This window comes from Clostridium sp. LIBA-8553, assembly GCF_057782465.1.
In genome coordinates this window covers 2,928,760-2,945,695 of record NZ_CM173489.1, presented here as the reverse complement: position 1 = coordinate 2,945,695, position 16,936 = coordinate 2,928,760, and the positions used below count along the sequence as shown (strand labels likewise).

The 16,936-nt window shown below is 28.4% G+C and carries 14 protein-coding genes, 2 tRNA genes and 1 riboswitch; of the genes, 13 read left to right on the top strand and 3 right to left on the bottom strand.

Annotated features, from left to right (window positions below):
* Nucleotides 1-42: 42 nt before the first annotated feature.
* Together tex and AC2JAQ_RS13155 are read left to right on the top strand one after the other, a co-directional pair.
* The gene (gene tex, locus AC2JAQ_RS13160) at nucleotides 43-2,205 is read left to right on the top strand and encodes an RNA-binding transcriptional accessory protein Tex (protein WP_488456852.1); all 2,163 of its coding nucleotides are present in this window, start codon (nucleotides 43-45) and stop codon (nucleotides 2,203-2,205) included.
* A 100-nt stretch (nucleotides 2,206-2,305) separates the two neighbouring features.
* Nucleotides 2,306-2,423, top strand: a riboswitch (FMN riboswitch).
* Between the two features lie 126 nt (nucleotides 2,424-2,549).
* Complete coding sequence (locus AC2JAQ_RS13155; protein WP_488456851.1) at nucleotides 2,550-3,140, top strand: ECF transporter S component; 591 nt, start codon at nucleotides 2,550-2,552, stop codon at nucleotides 3,138-3,140.
* 35 nt (nucleotides 3,141-3,175) lie between these two features.
* On the opposite strand, the gene rimI is transcribed toward AC2JAQ_RS13155, so the two are convergent.
* The 3 genes from rimI to tsaE are packed head-to-tail and all read right to left on the bottom strand — an operon-like array spanning nucleotide 3,176 to nucleotide 4,784.
* Nucleotides 3,176-3,622, bottom strand: a complete 447-nt coding sequence (rimI, locus tag AC2JAQ_RS13150; RefSeq protein WP_488456850.1) for a ribosomal protein S18-alanine N-acetyltransferase — start codon at nucleotides 3,620-3,622, stop codon at nucleotides 3,176-3,178.
* Nucleotides 3,622-4,326, bottom strand: coding sequence for a tRNA (adenosine(37)-N6)-threonylcarbamoyltransferase complex dimerization subunit type 1 TsaB (gene tsaB / locus AC2JAQ_RS13145; protein WP_488456849.1), 705 nt, complete (start codon nucleotides 4,324-4,326; stop codon nucleotides 3,622-3,624). The genes rimI and tsaB overlap by 1 nt, the downstream gene beginning before the upstream one ends.
* Nucleotides 4,320-4,784, bottom strand: coding sequence for a tRNA (adenosine(37)-N6)-threonylcarbamoyltransferase complex ATPase subunit type 1 TsaE (gene tsaE / locus AC2JAQ_RS13140; RefSeq protein ID WP_488456848.1), 465 nt, complete (start codon nucleotides 4,782-4,784; stop codon nucleotides 4,320-4,322). Before tsaE ends, tsaB begins: the two co-directional genes overlap by 7 nt.
* A 299-nt stretch (nucleotides 4,785-5,083) precedes the next feature.
* On the opposite strand from tsaE, the gene AC2JAQ_RS13135 reads away from it, so the two are divergent.
* From AC2JAQ_RS13135 to AC2JAQ_RS13085, 11 genes are all read left to right on the top strand, one after another.
* The gene (locus AC2JAQ_RS13135; RefSeq protein ID WP_488456847.1) at nucleotides 5,084-5,704 is read left to right on the top strand and encodes a CBS domain-containing protein; all 621 of its coding nucleotides are present in this window, start codon (nucleotides 5,084-5,086) and stop codon (nucleotides 5,702-5,704) included.
* A 213-nt stretch (nucleotides 5,705-5,917) separates the two neighbouring features.
* A tRNA-Trp gene (locus AC2JAQ_RS13130) sits at nucleotides 5,918-5,993 on the top strand.
* A gap of 28 nt (nucleotides 5,994-6,021) precedes the next feature.
* Nucleotides 6,022-6,097 (top strand) — tRNA-Trp (locus tag AC2JAQ_RS13125).
* A gap of 232 nt (nucleotides 6,098-6,329) precedes the next feature.
* Complete coding sequence (locus tag AC2JAQ_RS13120) at nucleotides 6,330-6,512, top strand: alpha/beta-type small acid-soluble spore protein (RefSeq protein ID WP_488456846.1); 183 nt, start codon at nucleotides 6,330-6,332, stop codon at nucleotides 6,510-6,512.
* Between the two features lie 286 nt (nucleotides 6,513-6,798).
* Complete coding sequence (locus tag AC2JAQ_RS13115) at nucleotides 6,799-7,944, top strand: metallophosphoesterase family protein (RefSeq protein WP_488456845.1); 1,146 nt, start codon at nucleotides 6,799-6,801, stop codon at nucleotides 7,942-7,944.
* Nucleotides 7,934-10,702: an AAA family ATPase gene (locus AC2JAQ_RS13110; protein ID WP_488456844.1), complete on the top strand. Its 2,769-nt coding sequence runs from the start codon at nucleotides 7,934-7,936 to the stop codon at nucleotides 10,700-10,702. The genes AC2JAQ_RS13115 and AC2JAQ_RS13110 overlap by 11 nt, the downstream gene beginning before the upstream one ends.
* Before the next feature lie 159 nt (nucleotides 10,703-10,861).
* On the top strand, nucleotides 10,862-11,758 hold the full coding sequence (locus AC2JAQ_RS13105) for a metal ABC transporter substrate-binding protein (protein ID WP_488456843.1): 897 nt from the start codon (nucleotides 10,862-10,864) through the stop codon (nucleotides 11,756-11,758).
* A 182-nt stretch (nucleotides 11,759-11,940) separates the two neighbouring features.
* The gene (licT, locus tag AC2JAQ_RS13100; RefSeq protein WP_488456842.1) at nucleotides 11,941-12,789 is read left to right on the top strand and encodes a BglG family transcription antiterminator LicT; all 849 of its coding nucleotides are present in this window, start codon (nucleotides 11,941-11,943) and stop codon (nucleotides 12,787-12,789) included.
* A gap of 159 nt (nucleotides 12,790-12,948) precedes the next feature.
* Nucleotides 12,949-14,484, top strand: a complete 1,536-nt coding sequence (gene ptsG / locus AC2JAQ_RS13095) for a glucose-specific PTS transporter subunit IIBC (RefSeq protein WP_488456841.1) — start codon at nucleotides 12,949-12,951, stop codon at nucleotides 14,482-14,484.
* A gap of 38 nt (nucleotides 14,485-14,522) precedes the next feature.
* Complete coding sequence (locus AC2JAQ_RS13090) at nucleotides 14,523-14,981, top strand: PTS sugar transporter subunit IIA (protein ID WP_488456840.1); 459 nt, start codon at nucleotides 14,523-14,525, stop codon at nucleotides 14,979-14,981.
* 120 nt (nucleotides 14,982-15,101) lie between these two features.
* Nucleotides 15,102-16,886, top strand: coding sequence for a MutS family DNA mismatch repair protein (locus AC2JAQ_RS13085; protein WP_488456839.1), 1,785 nt, complete (start codon nucleotides 15,102-15,104; stop codon nucleotides 16,884-16,886).
* Nucleotides 16,887-16,936: the final 50 nt, after the last annotated feature.

Sequence of the window (16,936 nt, the reverse complement as noted above, 5' to 3'; positions counted from 1 at the left end):
ATTAAAAAAAGAGAATAAGCGTGCAGAGTATAGGAGGCCATTATGAATAATATAAATGAGATTTTATCAAAAGAACTTGGTATTTCTTTAAAGCAAGTAGCAAGTGTTATAGAGATGTTAGATGAAGGTAATACAGTACCTTTTATAGCTAGATATAGAAAAGAGAGAACAGGTGGATTATCAGATGAGGTCTTAAGAAAGTTTAATGAGAGATTAACTTATCTAAGAAATTTAGATAGTAGAAAAGAAGACGTTTTAAGAATCATTGAAGAACAGGATAATTTAACACCAGAATTAAAGTTGAAAATTGAAAAAGCAACTACACTTACAGAGGTGGAGGATATATATAGACCTTTTAAACCTAAAAAGAGAACAAGAGCGACTATGGCTGTTGAAAGAGGTTTAAAACCTTTAGCAGAACTTATATTATCAGGTGATTTTAAGGGTGATATAATTGCTGAAGCTAGTAAATACATAAACGAAGATAAAGAAGTTAAAAGTGTAGAAGAAGCTCTTCAAGGAGCAATGGATATAATAAGTGAAATAATATCTGATAATGCTGATTATAGAAAATGGATAAGAAGTTTTGTACAAAGAGATGGAATTTTAGAAGTTAAGGGTGGAAGTGAGGAACAAACACCTTATGAGATGTATTATGACTATAAGGAGCCAGTAAGAACTATTCCATCACATAGAATATTAGCTATTAATAGAGGAGAAAAAGAAAAGATTCTGTCTGTTAAGGTAACGTGTAATGAAGAGGTTATTATAGACTTTTTAAATAGAAAAGTTCTAAAAAATAATAGTGTTACTGATAAGTATTTAGAAGAAAGCATAAAAGATTCTTTAAAGAGACTTATTTACCCATCAATAGAAAGAGAGATTAGAAGTGAGTTAACCTCAAAAGGAGAAGAGGGTGCTATTGATATATTTAAAGCAAATTTAAAGGCTTTATTAATGCAAGCTCCTATAAAGGGGAAGGTTGTAATGGGATTTGACCCTGGATTCAGAACAGGGTGTAAAGTTGCTATTTTAGATGAAACAGGAAAGTTTGTTGAAAACACAACAGTTTATCCAACAGCTCCTCAAAATAGAATTGAAGAAACAATAAATACATTAAAAAATCTTATTAAGAAACATGGTGTAGATGTTATATCTTTAGGAAATGGAACAGCTTCAAGAGAATCAGAAGAAGTTATAGCTAAAATGCTTAAAGAAATAAAAGATGAAACAGGAAAAGAATTATTTTATGTTATAGTATCAGAGGCTGGAGCATCTGTTTATTCTGCATCAGAGCTTGCTAACAAGGAATATCCTGATTTAGATGTAACAGTAAGAGGAGCAATATCTATTGGAAGAAGACTTCAAGATCCATTAGCTGAACTTGTAAAAATTGATCCAAAGGCTATAGGGGTTGGACAATATCAACATGATGTAACTCAAAAGAAATTAGATGAATCTTTAGCAGGAATAGTTGAGGATTGTGTTAATAATGTTGGAGTAGATTTAAACATAGCCACTCCATCTTTATTGAGTTATATATCAGGAATAAATGCTACAATAGCTAAGAATATAGTTGATTATAGAGAAGAAAATGGTAAGTTTAAAAGTAGAAAAGAGTTATTAAAAGTTAAAAGATTAGGACAAAAAGCTTATGAACAGTGTGCTGGTTTCTTAAGAGTTATGGAAAGTAAGGAGCTTTTAGATAATACTTCTGTGCATCCAGAATCATATTGTGTAGCAAAGGAACTTATAAAAATATTAGGTTACAAGGACTCAGATTTAAAAAATGGAAATTTAGGAGACATTGATGAGAGAGTAAAACTTAAAGGGATAAGTAATTTAGCAAATGAATTGGAAGTTGGAGAGCCTACTTTAAATGATATTATAAAAGAAATCAAAAAGCCTGGAAGAGATCCAAGGGAAGAATTACCTAAACCAATATTTAAGTCTGGAGTAATAGATATGAAAGATTTAAAACCTGGAATGATTTTAATGGGAACAGTTAGAAATGTTTCAGACTTTGGTGCCTTTGTAGATATTGGAGTTCATCAAGATGGCTTAGTTCATAAGAGTCAAATGGCTGATAGGTTTGTTAAGCATCCGCTTGATATAGTTAAAGTTGGGGATGTTGTGGAAGTAAGAATTTTAGATGTTGATTTAAAAAGAAAAAGAATTTCTCTTTCAATGAAAAAAGAGAGTTAAGATAAAAGTTAACTAAAAAAGTTTAAATTTTAATATATTAAGATATTTAATATATTGAATTTTTAAGAGAAAAGAGTTAAAATTATAACAAATAAAATAAAAAAGTCTTCAGGGCGGGGTGTAAGTCCCCACCGGCGGTAAAGCCCGCGAGCTAATTTTTAGCATGATTCGGTGAAATTCCGAGGCCGACAGTATAGTCTGGATGAAAGAAGATAAGTGTTTAATGATTTAAATTCTGAATTTATATGCCCTGATATAACTGCGTATCAGGGCTTTTTTATGCTTGAATGAAGTCATTAAAGACTTAATAGCCCCAGAGGAATTAACTTTTGGGAGGGGACAAAATGAAAACCAAAACTTTAAACACAAACAAATTTATTAAATTATCACTTTTATCTGCTATTGCAGTGGTACTTATGTACATTGATTTTCCAGTAATACCTATATTTCCATGGTTAAAGATCGATTTAAGTGATGTGCCTGCACTTATGGGAGCATTTGCTTTTGGTCCATTATCTGGAGTAATAATAGAACTTATGAAAAACTTATTAATTCTAATAGTAAAAGGAACTGGAACAGCCTTTGTTGGAGAACTTGCTAATTTCTTAGTTGGAGTAGCATTAGTATGGCCAGCAGCTATGATTTATAAGAGAAACAAAACTAAAAAGACTGCTATATTAGGAATGCTAGTAGGAATATTAGCTGTGGAGATAGTAGGAATATTAGCTAATGTATATTTATTACTTCCAGCTTACGGTATGGCTATGTCAAAGGCAGAATTAATGCAGTATGTAACAGTTGGATTAATTCCATTTAACGGAATTAAAGCGATTTTAGTATGTGGAATAACATATGTACTATATAAAAAGATGTCTGTATCAGTGTTTAAAGTTGAACCTATGCTAGACAAACCTATGAAAGAAAAGTTAGGATAATAAAAAAGAGCTCTGTTTTAGAGCTCTTTTTGTGTTTAAATATTATGTCTCCACATTATAATTGCGTTTTCTTTGGGATTATCATAGAAGTTTTTTCTTATTCCTTCTTCAGTAAACTCATGTTTTTTATAAAGGTTTTGAGCTGGAAGGTTTGATTCTCTTACTTCTAAAGTAAGAGAAGTAATATTATTTTCCTTACATAAAGCAATCAGACTATTCATTAGTAGATTTCCAATTCCTTGTTTTCTATAGTCAGGATGAACAGCTATGTTTGTTATATCACCCTCGTCAAAGACAATCCACATTCCAACAAATCCAATAACCGTGTTACCATCTAAAGCAACAAGATATTTTGCTAGCTTGTTTGAAAGTTCTTTTTCTATAGATTCTATATTCCAAGCTTCAGGAAGACTAAGTTTACTTACTTCAAAAATACCTTCTACATGAGAAGCGTTCATAGGTTCTATTTTATATGAACTCATTATTTTAATCTCATTCTTTCTTCATATTCTCTTTCAGCTTGAGACTTTCTTAAATAAACTGGAGCGTATGTATTTAAATCATGAGAAATTCCATTTTCTAATAATTTTAATCCTAACTCACCAACTGATGCCGCTCTTGGGTAAGCTGAATGATTTGGTGCGAAAGAGCAGTTAGGAAGAGCTTCTTTTAAGAAATTTTTATGTTTAGTTATTCCATCTCCAACAAAGATAACATCTTCATTTCTTTCTTTGATTTTTTCAACTAAATCGTTTAAAGAGATACATTCTTTTTCACTAAGAGAAGTAAGTTTATCTTCTTCTTTTCTATAAAGAGAAGAGTATACATTTCCTCTAAGTGCATCTATAATTGGACATATTATTCCTTTAAAGCCTGATATGTTATAAGCTAAGGCATCAAGTGAGGAAATACAAACAGAAGGCTTTTTACTTCCAAAGCTTAACCCTTTAACAGTTGCCATTCCTATTCTAAGACCAGTAAATGAACCAGGTCCTTCGCTAATAGCAAACCCATCTAAATCTTTGATTTTTAAGTTGTTATATTTAAGTAAATCATCTATTAAATCCATTAATAAAACGGAGTGTTGTTTTTTATCATTTAAGTTTATTTCTCCTAGAACTCCCTTTTCATTTACTAAGGCACATGTAGCAGTGCTAGAAGAAGAGTCAATGGCTAATACTAACATTCTTTTATCTCCTTTATGTAATTATATCTATTTCCATAACCGTCAATAGTTATTTTTCTAAAGTTCTCACCCATATCAGGTAATTTTTCAATTTTAATATGTATATATTCTTCTGGTATAAGTTCTTCTATATAGTTAGCCCATTCGATTAAGCTTACACCATCACCAAAGATATATTCATCAAAACCTATTGCTTCAATTTCATCAGGATCATTAACTCTATAAACATCAAAATGGTAAAGAGTTAGTCTTCCGCTGTGATATTCATTAACTATATTAAAAGTTGGACTAGTTATGTGTTCGTCAATTCCTAATCCTTCTGCAATTCCTTTGCTCATATGAGTTTTGCCAGTTCCTAAGTCTCCAGTTAAACAAAGAATATCCCCTTTATTTACAAGAGAACCGAGTTGTCTTCCAATATGCATAGTTTTATCTACACTATCTACTATAAATTCCATAAAGAACTCCTTTCAAATTAACACTCTGTAATCATTCTATCCAAATTTAAAGAAAAAGAAAAGAGATGCTAGATTTAATAAGATATTTTAAGTTTTATTATGTACTCTAAATAAGCTAAATTTTCTATGAGATTTAATAAAACATACATCCATAAAATTATTATAATATTAACCTTTAAAGGGCAAAAGACTCTTTAATTAATACTTTAGTAAATTTAATGTAATTAGATAACTAAGGAATAGGATAATAGTATAATATTATTATAAAGTATGTGAATTTAGGAATTGGGGGGATTTGTATGTTAGTAAAAGCTGTTATGACAAATAAGGACAATCTTGATTTAGTTAATTCTAAAACTAGACTTAAAGATGCATTGAAAATTATGGATGATAATAATTTTTTATCAATTCCTGTAGTAGATGGCAATAAATTTAGGGGAGCAGTTTCTAAAAGCTGCATATATGAGCATTACTTTAAAAGTAATTTAGGCAAAGAAGAGTTGTTAAATAATGTTAGTGTAGGAGAAATTTTTAAAACAGAAATTCCTATAATAAGTAAGGAAGAGCATATAGAAAAGGCAGTAGCTATGTTAGAAAAAATGAGAATTTCTTTTGTTGCTGTTGTAGATGAATTTGATAATTTTAAGGGAATATTAACTCATAAGGCAGTTTTTAAAGAATTTAACAATGCTTTTGGACTTAATAAGGGAGAAAGAATAGTTATAAGAACATATGATGTTCCAGGACAATTATCAAAAATGACTAAAATAATATCTCAAGAAGAGGGAGATATATTAAGTGTAGTTATCGTAGATACAAAAAGTTTAACTGAGGTTAAAGAAGTTATAGTTAGAATTAAGAATGGAGACATTGAAAATATTAAGAAGAAATTAAAAGATTCAGGATTTAAATTAGCATAATAAAATAGTTGAAAATAGAGAGTAAAGTATATTTTAGAAGAGTTTTAGTAGGTGGTTGTTTATAAGATTTAAAATAGAATATACTTTACTTTTATTAGCAAATAGAAGGCTATTTTATTAATGTATTAAAATGTATTTTTTATTAAAAATAAAAAATTACATAAAAAACTCTTGCGTTAAGTTTAATTTTAATATATAATAAATTCTGTGTTCAGGGGTATGGCTCAATTGGTAGAGTAGTGGTCTCCAAAACCATTGGTTGTGGGTTCGAGTCCTACTGCCCCTGCCAATTAACACAATTTATAACATAATATTATAGGGGTATGGCTCAATTGGTAGAGTAGTGGTCTCCAAAACCATTGGTTGTGGGTTCAAGTCCTACTGCCCCTGCCAGAAAATCAGTAAATTAATTTACTGATTTTTTTTTTGCTTAAAATTAATTTTAATAAAGTTCAGTATAACGATGTTTCTATTATGATTAAATTTATTTTTATAAGAATTTTATGGAAAAAAATCCTTAGATTTCATAGGTTTATAATCTGTATTCTGGTTAATATAATAGTGTAAGCAAGAGATAAACAAATTTCAAGCTTACAAATTACCAAAGCCAAAGGAGGAATTAGAAATGTCAACATCATTAGTTCCAGAAGCAAAAAATGGATTAAGTAAATTCAAGACTGAGGTAGCTAGAGAATTAGGTGTACCATTCTCAGATTATAATGGAGACCTAAGTTCAAGACAATGTGGTTCCGTAGGCGGCGAAATGGTAAAAAGAATGGTAGAAGCTTATGAAAGTCAGTTAAAATAATGACCCTTTCGCTAGTACTAAACTAAACAAAAGATTCATTGGAAAGTAGGAGGTAATAGATATGGGCATTGCAGAAACAACCGCAGAAACGACCATTGAAGAAAACCTACATAGTGATTCTGAAGATATAGCAGGAGGAAGTGTTATGGAAGGTAAACCACCAAAACATGAAGCTTAAACTTCTACCGCAAAAAAGCTATCTAGAGGATGCAACATCCTCTAGATAGTCTTTTTTTTTGGTATTCTCTATGATAAAATTAGAATAAATTGGAATAAGTGAGGTGTCATGCTGTTGAAAAAGGTAAAAATATTACATTGTAGTGATATTCATTTTGATACTCCTTTTAAGGAATTACCAAAAGAAATAGGTGTAATGAGAAGAGCAGAATTAAGAGAAAATTTTAGTAAAATAATAAATAAAGGAATTGATGAAAAAGTTGATTTAATTCTTTTAGCTGGAGACCTTTTTGACAATGATACTTTAGAAAAGAGTACTCTTATTTTTATAAAAGATCAGATGGATAAACTTAATAGACATAATATAAAAGTATTTATTGCGGCGGGAAACCACGATCCTTATAATAAAAAATCTTTTTATAATATGATTAATTGGGGAAACAATGTTTATATATTTAATAATCAAATGGAAAGAGTAGAAATATCAGAATTAGATACAGTAATATATGGAGCATCATTTAATGATAAATATATTAGAGAATCACAACTTAAAAATTTTAAAGTTCAGGAAGAGGACAAGAATTTAATAAAAATTATGCTTCTACATGGGGAGTTAGGAAATAATGAAAGTGGAGAATATAATCCTTTATTATTTAAAGAAATAGAAGCTAGTAATATGGATTATATAGCCTTAGGTCACATTCATAAGTTTTCAGGAATAAAGAAAATTGGTAAAACTTATTATGCATATCCAGGTTGTCCAGAGGGAAGAGGGTTTGATGAAGTTGGAGACAGAGGAATAATATTAGGGAATGTAACTTTAGGAGCAGTAGATTTAAATTTTGTAAAAATGAATAAAAGAGAATATTTTGTAAGAGAAGTTGATGTATCTGGATGTGAGACTAAGGAAGAAATAATTGAAAGAATATTAAGTGCTTTTTCAAAGGAATCAAGAATAAAAAATTTATTCAAAGTCATATTAAAAGGAAATATAGATGAGCATTTTAAAATTGATACTGATTTATTAGAAAATTTAATTAGAGAAAAATTCTTTTATTGTAAAATCGAAAACTCTACTAGAATTAAAATAGATATGGATGAGCTTAGTAATGAATATTCAATTAAAGGTATTTTTTGTTCTTTAATGAAGGATGCTTTTGAAGCTGGAAAAGAGGATGAGGAAATACTTGATATAGCTTTTAGAGTTGGTATGGAAAGTCTTTTAAATGGAGAAGTGAATTTAAATGATAATTAAAAAAATAAATGCGAAATCCTTTGGAAAACTAGAAAATAAAGAAATAGAATTAAAAGAGGGATTTAATATAATTTATGGTGAAAATGAAAGTGGTAAAAGTACTTTACAATCTTTCATAAAGGTTATGTTATATGGTGTTGATAACAAAAAAGGCAAAAAATCTTTAGCGGATAGAGTCAAATACACTCCAATAGGAAAAAGTGCGTTTTCGGGAGAATTACTTATAGAAGTAGAAAATGAAGAGCTTTTAATAGATAGAAGTTTTGGTAAGACTAAGAAATACGATGAAGGAAATATTTTTAACAATGTAACAGGAGAAAAAATAAACCAATACTCTTGGCAAGAACCTGGAAAAGACATATTAAATATATCTGGAGAGGGATTTAAAAACACTCTATTTATAAGTCAAATGGGGTGTAATGTAGAAAGTTCTAAACAGGATGATGTGTTAAATAAAATTATAAATATTTTAGAGTGTGGCGCAGATGAAATTTCTTATAAAAAGATAAAAAATAATTTGGAGGAAAACAAAAAGCAATTAACTAATTCGAGGAAAACAGGAAAGTTAGATTTATTAAAAGTTAAGGAGAGTAATCTCCTAGAAGAACGATATAAAAGAGTGATGATTCATGAAGAAAACATAGATAATGAAATATACTTAAATAAATTAAAAGTAAAAAAAGAGAATTTAAATAGTAATATTAAAGAGTTGGAAAAATCAAAGGAAAATTTAAAAAAATCAGAACTAAAAAATGAGTATGAAAATATAAATGAATACTTAAACAAAAAAGAAGAGTTAGAAAATAAACTAAGAATTTTATCAGAAGAATTAAAAGATGTACAAGCTATATGTAACCTAAAAAAGATTAATGAATTAAAAGAAAAATTTAGAAATTATGAAGTTCTAAAAAATTCTATTAAAGAAAAAGAAGAAAAAATAAGAGAATTAAAAGCTTCTATAAATGAATATGATGAAAAATTAAAAAGATATGGAATTTTAAATGAGTTATCAAATAACTTAGAAACTAAATTAATAGAGTTAAGAGTTGAGGAAAGTAGACTAAAGGAAAATTATGAGATTATAAAAGAAATTAAGAATGGGTTGTATCTATTGAATGAGAAGAAAGATGATTTTTTAAGTCATTTAAATGCCTTAAGACTAAATGATAACTTAGTTATACAAATAGAAAATGATTTAGAAAGATATGATTCAGAAAAGATATATAATTTAGGCAAAAATGATTTTAAAGATGATTTGGAAGAAGTTAAAGAAAAAAATAATAGCTTTTCAACAAAAATTCTTTTATGCAGAGTAGGAGAAATTATAAGTGGAGGAATTTTTCTTTTTTTCTTTTTAAATTATTTAAAGAATGACAATATAGTGAATTTAGTATTAGCAATAGTTGGAATGCTAACATTTATATTTTTATTGGCAAAAAGTAGCGTTTATAAAAAAGAAAAGATTAATACAAATGAGAGAATTAGTGAAATAGATAATTCTATAAAGGAAAAAGAAGAATTAAAGTTATTAGAAAATAAAATTACTGAATATAAAAAATTTCTTAATGTAAAAAATAATTATGCTATTAAGGAAACATTAGAAGACTATAGATTTATTAAAAGAGAATTAGATATTCTTTCAATTGAAATTAAAGAAAAAGAAAAAAGTTTAATTCTATTAAAGGAAGAGGAAACTAAGGAGACATTAGTAAATAATCAAGCTTTTATAGAAAAGCTATTAAAGGTTACTGGAACAAGTTCTTTAGATGAAATACTAGAACTTTCAAGAGAGAAAAAAAAGCAAGAAGATTTATTGGATAGAAAAAAATCAGAACTAAAAGACGTAGAAGAGGAATTAAGTGAGTTAAATGATAAAAGTTTAAATATAGAAAGTAGAATTAGAGATTATTTAAGCAATACATACTTACAAAGCAGAGAATTAAAAGAAGTAGATCTTAGTTTAAAGGATATATTAAAAAAGGTAGAATATAAGGAAGATTTAGAAAATAAACTAAGTGGGATAGAGGAAAGTTGTAAATTATTGCTTAAAGGAAGAGATGTAGCTGAAGTTAAAAATGGGCTTGAGCATGAGGTGATTAAGGAGATAGATGAAAATTATAATAATGAAGAAGAAATTTTAGATGAAATAAAGAGTAAAAATAATGAATTGTTGGATGTTGAGAAAGAAATAAAAGATGTAGAATATCTAATAAGTAGTAAGGAATTAAATTGTAGAAGCTTATTTATAATAGATGAAGATCTAGCAGAGGTAAAAGAAAAAATTAAATTGTTAGAGAAAAGATTAAAAGGTATAGAAATTGCAGCAAATTATATGGAAAAAGCCTTTAAGGAACTTCAAAAGAGCTTTGGCCCTGTAATAAATAAAAAAGTAGAAGAGATTTTTAAAGAGGTTACTAATGGAGCATATAAAGATTTAAGGGTATCAGAGGACTATAATTTAGTTATTAAAAATACAAAAAATAATTCTATTATGGATACTGCTTATCTTAGTAGCGGAACTTATGATCAAATATATTTAGCTCTTAGATTAGGCATAATTGATATAATATTTAAAAATAAGAAAGTTCCAATAATACTAGATGAAAGTTTTACTCAATACGACGATAAAAGGTTAAAGACTATGCTAGAAATAATATATAGAAGGGTAGAAAGAAATCAAGTCATTTTATTTACTTGTCAAAAGAGAGAAATTAATCTTTTGAAGGAAAGAGAAAATGTAAATATAATAGAGCTTTAATAAATTAAAGAATATAAGACTTTATCAAAGGAATCTTTGATAAAGTCTTAATTTTTTTAAATTTTTTATGATAGTTTTTTTATAAATATTGACAATAATAGAAAAGTAATATAAAGTTTATATTATAATAATGCAAATCATTTGCAAATTGGAGGAAATATGGGAAAGAAGTTACTTACAATTTTTTTAGGAATAATTATGGCTACTTTTTTTGTAGGATGTCAAAGTGCTAAAACTGCAGAAAATAACAAGGATAACGGGAAAGTAGATGTGGTTGTCAGCATTGAGCCTTTAAGAGAGTTTACTGAGATAATTGGTGGAGATAAAGTAAATGTAAAAACAATGGTTCCTAATGGAGTAGAACCACATGATTTTGAACCTAAAACTCAAGATTTACTTGAATTAAATAAAGCTAAAGTTTTTGTTTATAATGGATTAGGTATGGAACATTGGGTAGATAAAGTTCTTAATACTATAGAGAATAAAGATATGAAAATAGTAAATGCATCTGAAGGTGCAGATGTATTAAAAGAAGGGGATAAAGTAGATCCTCATCTTTGGTTAAGTTTAGATGGAGCAAAAGTAGAAGCATTAAATATAAAAAATGCTTTAGTTGAAGTAGACCCAGAAAATAAAGCTTATTATGAAGAAAACTATAAAAAGTTTGCAGAGCAAGCCGACTCTTTAGCAAGTGATTATAAAGGAAAGTTTGATGAATTAACTAACAAAGATTTTGTTACTGGCCATGCAGCTTTTGGATATTTATGTAGAGAATTTGGTTTAAAACAAGTGAGTGTTGAAAATCTATTTGGAGAAGGTGAAATAACTCCTCAAAAAATGCAGGAAATAGTTGCGTTCTGCAAAGAGAATAATATAAAAACAATCTTTATGCCTGAATTAGCTAGTGAGAAAATATCACAAACATTAGCAAATGAGGTTGGAGGAAAGATTGAGAAAATATATACTCTAGAAAGTAATGAAGATGGTATAAGTTACTTAGATGCTATGAGGGAAAATCTAGAAAAGATATATAATGCATTAGAGGTACAAAAATAAGGTCGAAATATGTAAAAAAAGAGAATAAAAGCTTTACAGGAGAAAAATGTGATGCTATAATCATAGTGTAATTGAAGAACAGGATTGTTACTGTAAAGCAGGCAATACCTAAATTAAGAAAGGTGCACTATTTTCTTAATTTAGGTTTTTTATTTTCTCAAGACCAAGGAGCTGAGAATTCTATGATCATAGAGAAGATTCTTAATAATAATGTAGTAGTATCAATAGATCCAAAGACTAAAAAAGAAGTTATTTTAATGGGATGTGGAATAGCTTTTAAGAAAAAGGTAGGTCAAGAGGTTGAAGAAAGTAAGATAGAAAAAGTATTCACTGTTGATAAGCGTGGAGTTGGTGATAAGATAAAAAGACTTATTAATCAAATTCCAGATGGAATTTTTCAGTTAGCTCATGAGATAATCATACATGCTGAAAAAACTCTAGATAGAAAGCTTGATAAGCAGGTATATATTTCTTTAGCAGATCATATTGCTTTTTCAATTAAAAGATATCAAAAAAACATTAAAATTAAAAATGAGTTCTTACATGAAATAAAAAGAATTCATAAAGAAGAATTTGAAATTGGACTTTGGGCGGTGGAGCATATTAATTCAAAATTAAAGATAGCACTACCTATTGATGAGGCTGGATTTATAGCATTACATATAATAAATGCTACCTATCAAGAAACAGCAAGTCAATCAACAAAAATGACTAACATAGTAAAAGGAATTTTAAATATCATAAGATACAATTTTTCCGTTGAATTTGATGATGACGATATAAGTTATGATAGGCTACTTACGCATTTAAAATATTTTGCAAAAAGGGTTATGACAGATACTCAAAGCGAAAATAAAGAGAATACATTTTTAGAAGTAATTAAGGTTAATTATAAGGATGCTTATGAGTGTGCCGTAAAAGTAAAAGATTATATGTATACAAAGTACAATTATAAAGTTAATGATGACGAAATATTATATTTAACAATGCATATTCACAGAGTTATATCTGTATTAAAAGAGAATAGCTAGGATTGTTACTGGATTAGCAGGCAAGACTTGGATTTATTATTTTAATACCTATTGAATCATAAAATAGGTGTTTTATAGGAATAATAAATTTAAGTCTTTATTTTTTATATATTTTAAGGAATTATAAATAAAGAAATCATTTAAAAAGGAGAGATTAAGATGAAGAAAGCTTTTGGAGTTTTACAGAGAATAGGTAAAGCTTTAATGTTACCAGTTGCTTTATTACCAGCAGCAGGTTTATTACTTGGATTTGGTACAATGTTCCAAAATCCAGATTTCTTAAACCTTGTGCCAGCATTAAATGCAGATTGGTTCCAATTAATAGCTACAATAATGACTAGTGCTGGAGATATAATATTTGCTAACTTACCTCTAATCTTCGCAGTAGGTGTTGCTGTAGGATTAGCAGAAGGAGACGGTGTTGCAGGACTTGCAGCAATCGTTGGTTTTTTAATACTTAACGTAACTATGGGAATTGGCGCTGGAGTAACTGCAGATACAGTTGTCAATGTTAAAACTGGTATGTATGCAACAGTTCTTGGAATACCAACACTTCAAACTGGAGTATTTGGGGGAATCATAATCGGGGTTGTAGCCTCAGCTTTATTTAAGAAATTCTATAAAATAGAATTACCTTCATACTTAGGATTCTTTGCAGGAAAAAGATTCGTTCCAATAGTAACAGCTTTAGCAGCATTAGTTATAGGTGGAATCATGGTATTCGTATGGCCACCAATACAAGGAGCTTTATTATCATTCTCAAGAAATATGATAGATGCTAATCCAACAATAGCAGCTTTCTTATTTGGAGTTATAGAAAGAGCATTAATTCCATTTGGACTACACCATATTTGGTATAATCCATTCTGGTATCAATTTGGAGAATATACAAACAAAGCTGGTCAATTAGTAATGGGAGACCAACAAATATTCTTTGCACAATTAAGAGATAATGTTCCATTTACAGCAGGTACATTTACAACTGGTAAGTTCCCATTCATGATGTTTGGATTACCAGCAGCAGCATTAGCAATGTATCATGAAGCTAAACCAGGTAAGAAGAAAATAGCAGCTGGTATCTTATTCTCAGCAGCATTAACTTCATTCTTAACAGGTATTACTGAGCCATTAGAATTCGCATTCTTATTCGTTGCTCCAGTATTATTTGCAATACACTGTGTATTAGCAGGTCTTTCATTCATGATAATGCAATTATTAAATGTTAAGGTAGGTATGACTTTCTCAGGTGGTCTTATTGACTTTATTTTATTTGGTGTAATACCAAATAGAACTAGATGGTGGTTAGTAATAGTTGTAGGATTATGCTTCGCAGTGGTTTACTATTTCTTATTTAGATTCTTTATTAGAAAGTTCGATCTTAAGACTCCAGGTAGAGAAGATGATGATATATTTGATGATATAGATAATGAACATACTACTGCAAATGATGATTTAGCAGCTGAAATCTTAATAGCTCTAGGTGGTGCAGGTAACATAAGTAAATTAGATGCTTGTATAACTAGATTAAGAGTAACAGTTAATGATTCAAACAAAGTTGATAAAGAAAGATTAAAAGAGCTTGGAGCAGCTGGTGTAATGCAAGTTGGAGAAAATATTCAAGCCATATTCGGTGGAAAATCAGATATACTAAAAACTCAAATTAAAGAGATTATGAGTGGTATGGGGGGAAAGTAGTAAAATCAAAGAAGAAAAAGATAAAAAAAGGTAAAACTTTGAATGATATAGTATTATCTCCTATGAGTGGAAAGATAATTGACTTAGAAGAAGTTGATGATGAAATATTCTCTTGTAAGCTCATGGGAGATGGTTTAGCCATAGAACCTTCAGAAGGAGTACTTTGTTCTCCTGTTAATGGAAAGGTAACATGGATTTCTAAAACTAAACATTCTATTAAAATAGAAAGTGATTTAGGAAGAGAGATTTTAATACACATTGGTATTGATACAGTTTCATTAGAAGGACTAGGATTTAAGTCTCTAGTTAATGTTGGAGATGTGGTTAAAAGTGGAGAAAAACTTATCCTCTTTGATTTAAACTGCTTAGAAGAAAATAATATACTAAAGACTACTCCTATAATATTTACGGATTTAAAGGAAGATGAATTTATTTTCTTTAAAAACGGAAGAGAAGTAAATATTGGAGATAAGCTTTTAGAAATACACAAAAAGTAAGAGAAAAGACTCTGTATTATTTTATACAGAGTCTTTTTTTGTATTAGTTTAAATCATAGCTTTGTATTAAAATATGTCAACTATGGTATAATATTAAAAAAGTAGTTAGAGAGGATAAATATGGATATAAAAAGTGTTTATGAGAAAAAAATAAAAGAATATTCAACTAGATTGAGTAGATTAAGAAGAGATTATAATATAATAAGTGTATTGAGATTACTTGTTTCTTTAAGTATTTTATTTTGTATATACTATGCATATAGTATAAGTTCTATATCCTTTGGAATTATATTGTTTTTGCTTAATTCAGCATTATTTTTATATTTAGCGAAGGTTCATGAAGGAATACTTAATAAAATAAATAAAAAAGAAGCGCTTATAGATATAAATAAAAAAGAAATTTTAAGATTAGAAGGTAAATGGAGAGAGTTTGAAGATTTTGGTGAGGAATATTTAGATAATAAACATCCATTTATAAATGACTTGGATATATTTGGTAAGAATTCTTTGTTCCAGTGGATAAATGAAACTGGAACTGTTTATGGAAGAAAAAAGTTAAGTGATTTATTAAAATTAGGGGAGCTTCCAAGTAAGGATGAAATTCTACTTAGGCAAGAATCTTTAAAGGAACTTTCTAAAAAAGTTGACTTTAGACATGAATTTATAGCATCTTTAAAAGATAAAAAAGGGAACAAGGAAAAGTATTTAAGAGATTGGTTAAAAGATAATCATAATGGGATATCGCCGTTAATAAATATTTTACGAATAGTAATGCCATTAATAAACATTGGGATTACAATTCTAGTAGGTATGAATATGGTTACTTGGCAAATCTTATTGATTTCTCTTTTAATAAGTTATTTAATTTTAAAGGGTGGTAATAAAGAAGTTATTAAGGGGCTAAATATTTTTGAAGATTTAAAGTATAGAATAAAAACATATGTAGATGCTTTAACGTTAATAGAAAAAGAAACTTTTGAATCTAATATCCTTAAGAAGATAAAAAATAATTTAAGTGACAATAATAAAAGTGCAAGCAGAGAGTTAAAGCAACTAGAAAGAATAACTGGATGGCTTTATGATAGAGGAAATGCTTTTTATGTATTACTAAACTGTTATTTACTTTGGGATTATCAAATTTTATCAAGGCTTGAAACTTGGAAGAATAATAATAAAGATGAATTTGACGGATGGATGGCCTCATTAGGTGATTTTGAAGCTTTAGTTTCTTTGGCTGGATTTACTTATAATAATAACGGATGGGCTATGCCAGAAATAAACAATGGATATACTCTTAGGGGAAAAAATCTTAGTCATCCTATGCTAGGTGATAAAGGAATAGGAAATAGCTTTGAAATAACAAAAGATAAGAGAGTTATTTTAATTACAGGGTCTAATATGTCTGGTAAGAGTACATTCTTAAGAACAATAGGATTTAATTGTATATTAGCTTATTTAGGCTTACCTGTAAAAGGAGAAAGTTTTGAGACTCCAATATTAGAAGTATATACATGTATGAGAACAGGAGACAATCTTGAAGAGAGTATATCATCATTCTATGCAGAAATACTTAGAATAAAGATTATTGTTGAGGGTGTAAAAAGAAAAGAAAAGATTTTATTCTTATTAGATGAAATATTCAAAGGTACTAACTCTTTAGATAGACATGAGGGAGCTGAAATCTTAATAAATCAACTTTTAGAAGGAAATACATTAGGGTTAGTATCAACTCATGATTTTGAGCTTTGCGATATGGAAAAGGAAAATTCAACTATTCAAAATTATAACTTTAGAGAGTATTATGAAGATAATAAACTAAAGTTTGATTATATTTTAAGAAAAGGTGTTTCACAAACAAGAAATGCTAGATATTTAATGAAAATGGCAGGGATAGATATTAAATAAAAGAAAAAATTGCTATTTATGTATATAAAAATAGCGATATAACTTAATTT

Bases quoted from the DNA above. Each gene is read 5' to 3' on its own strand.
- tex (WP_488456852.1), top strand. From the start codon at position 43: ATGAATAATATAAATGAGATTTTATCAAAAGAACTTGGTATTTCTTTA.
- AC2JAQ_RS13155 (WP_488456851.1), top strand. From the start codon at position 2,550: ATGAAAACCAAAACTTTAAACACAAACAAATTTATTAAATTATCACTT.
- rimI (WP_488456850.1), bottom strand. From the start codon at position 3,622: ATGAGTTCATATAAAATAGAACCTATGAACGCTTCTCATGTAGAAGGT.
- tsaB (WP_488456849.1), bottom strand. From the start codon at position 4,326: ATGTTAGTATTAGCCATTGACTCTTCTTCTAGCACTGCTACATGTGCC.
- tsaE (WP_488456848.1), bottom strand. From the start codon at position 4,784: ATGGAATTTATAGTAGATAGTGTAGATAAAACTATGCATATTGGAAGA.
- AC2JAQ_RS13135 (WP_488456847.1), top strand. From the start codon at position 5,084: ATGTTAGTAAAAGCTGTTATGACAAATAAGGACAATCTTGATTTAGTT.
- AC2JAQ_RS13120 (WP_488456846.1), top strand. From the start codon at position 6,330: ATGTCAACATCATTAGTTCCAGAAGCAAAAAATGGATTAAGTAAATTC.
- AC2JAQ_RS13115 (WP_488456845.1), top strand. From the start codon at position 6,799: ATGCTGTTGAAAAAGGTAAAAATATTACATTGTAGTGATATTCATTTT.
- AC2JAQ_RS13110 (WP_488456844.1), top strand. From the start codon at position 7,934: ATGATAATTAAAAAAATAAATGCGAAATCCTTTGGAAAACTAGAAAAT.
- AC2JAQ_RS13105 (WP_488456843.1), top strand. From the start codon at position 10,862: ATGGGAAAGAAGTTACTTACAATTTTTTTAGGAATAATTATGGCTACT.
- licT (WP_488456842.1), top strand. From the start codon at position 11,941: ATGATCATAGAGAAGATTCTTAATAATAATGTAGTAGTATCAATAGAT.
- ptsG (WP_488456841.1), top strand. From the start codon at position 12,949: ATGAAGAAAGCTTTTGGAGTTTTACAGAGAATAGGTAAAGCTTTAATG.
- AC2JAQ_RS13085 (WP_488456839.1), top strand. From the start codon at position 15,102: ATGGATATAAAAAGTGTTTATGAGAAAAAAATAAAAGAATATTCAACT.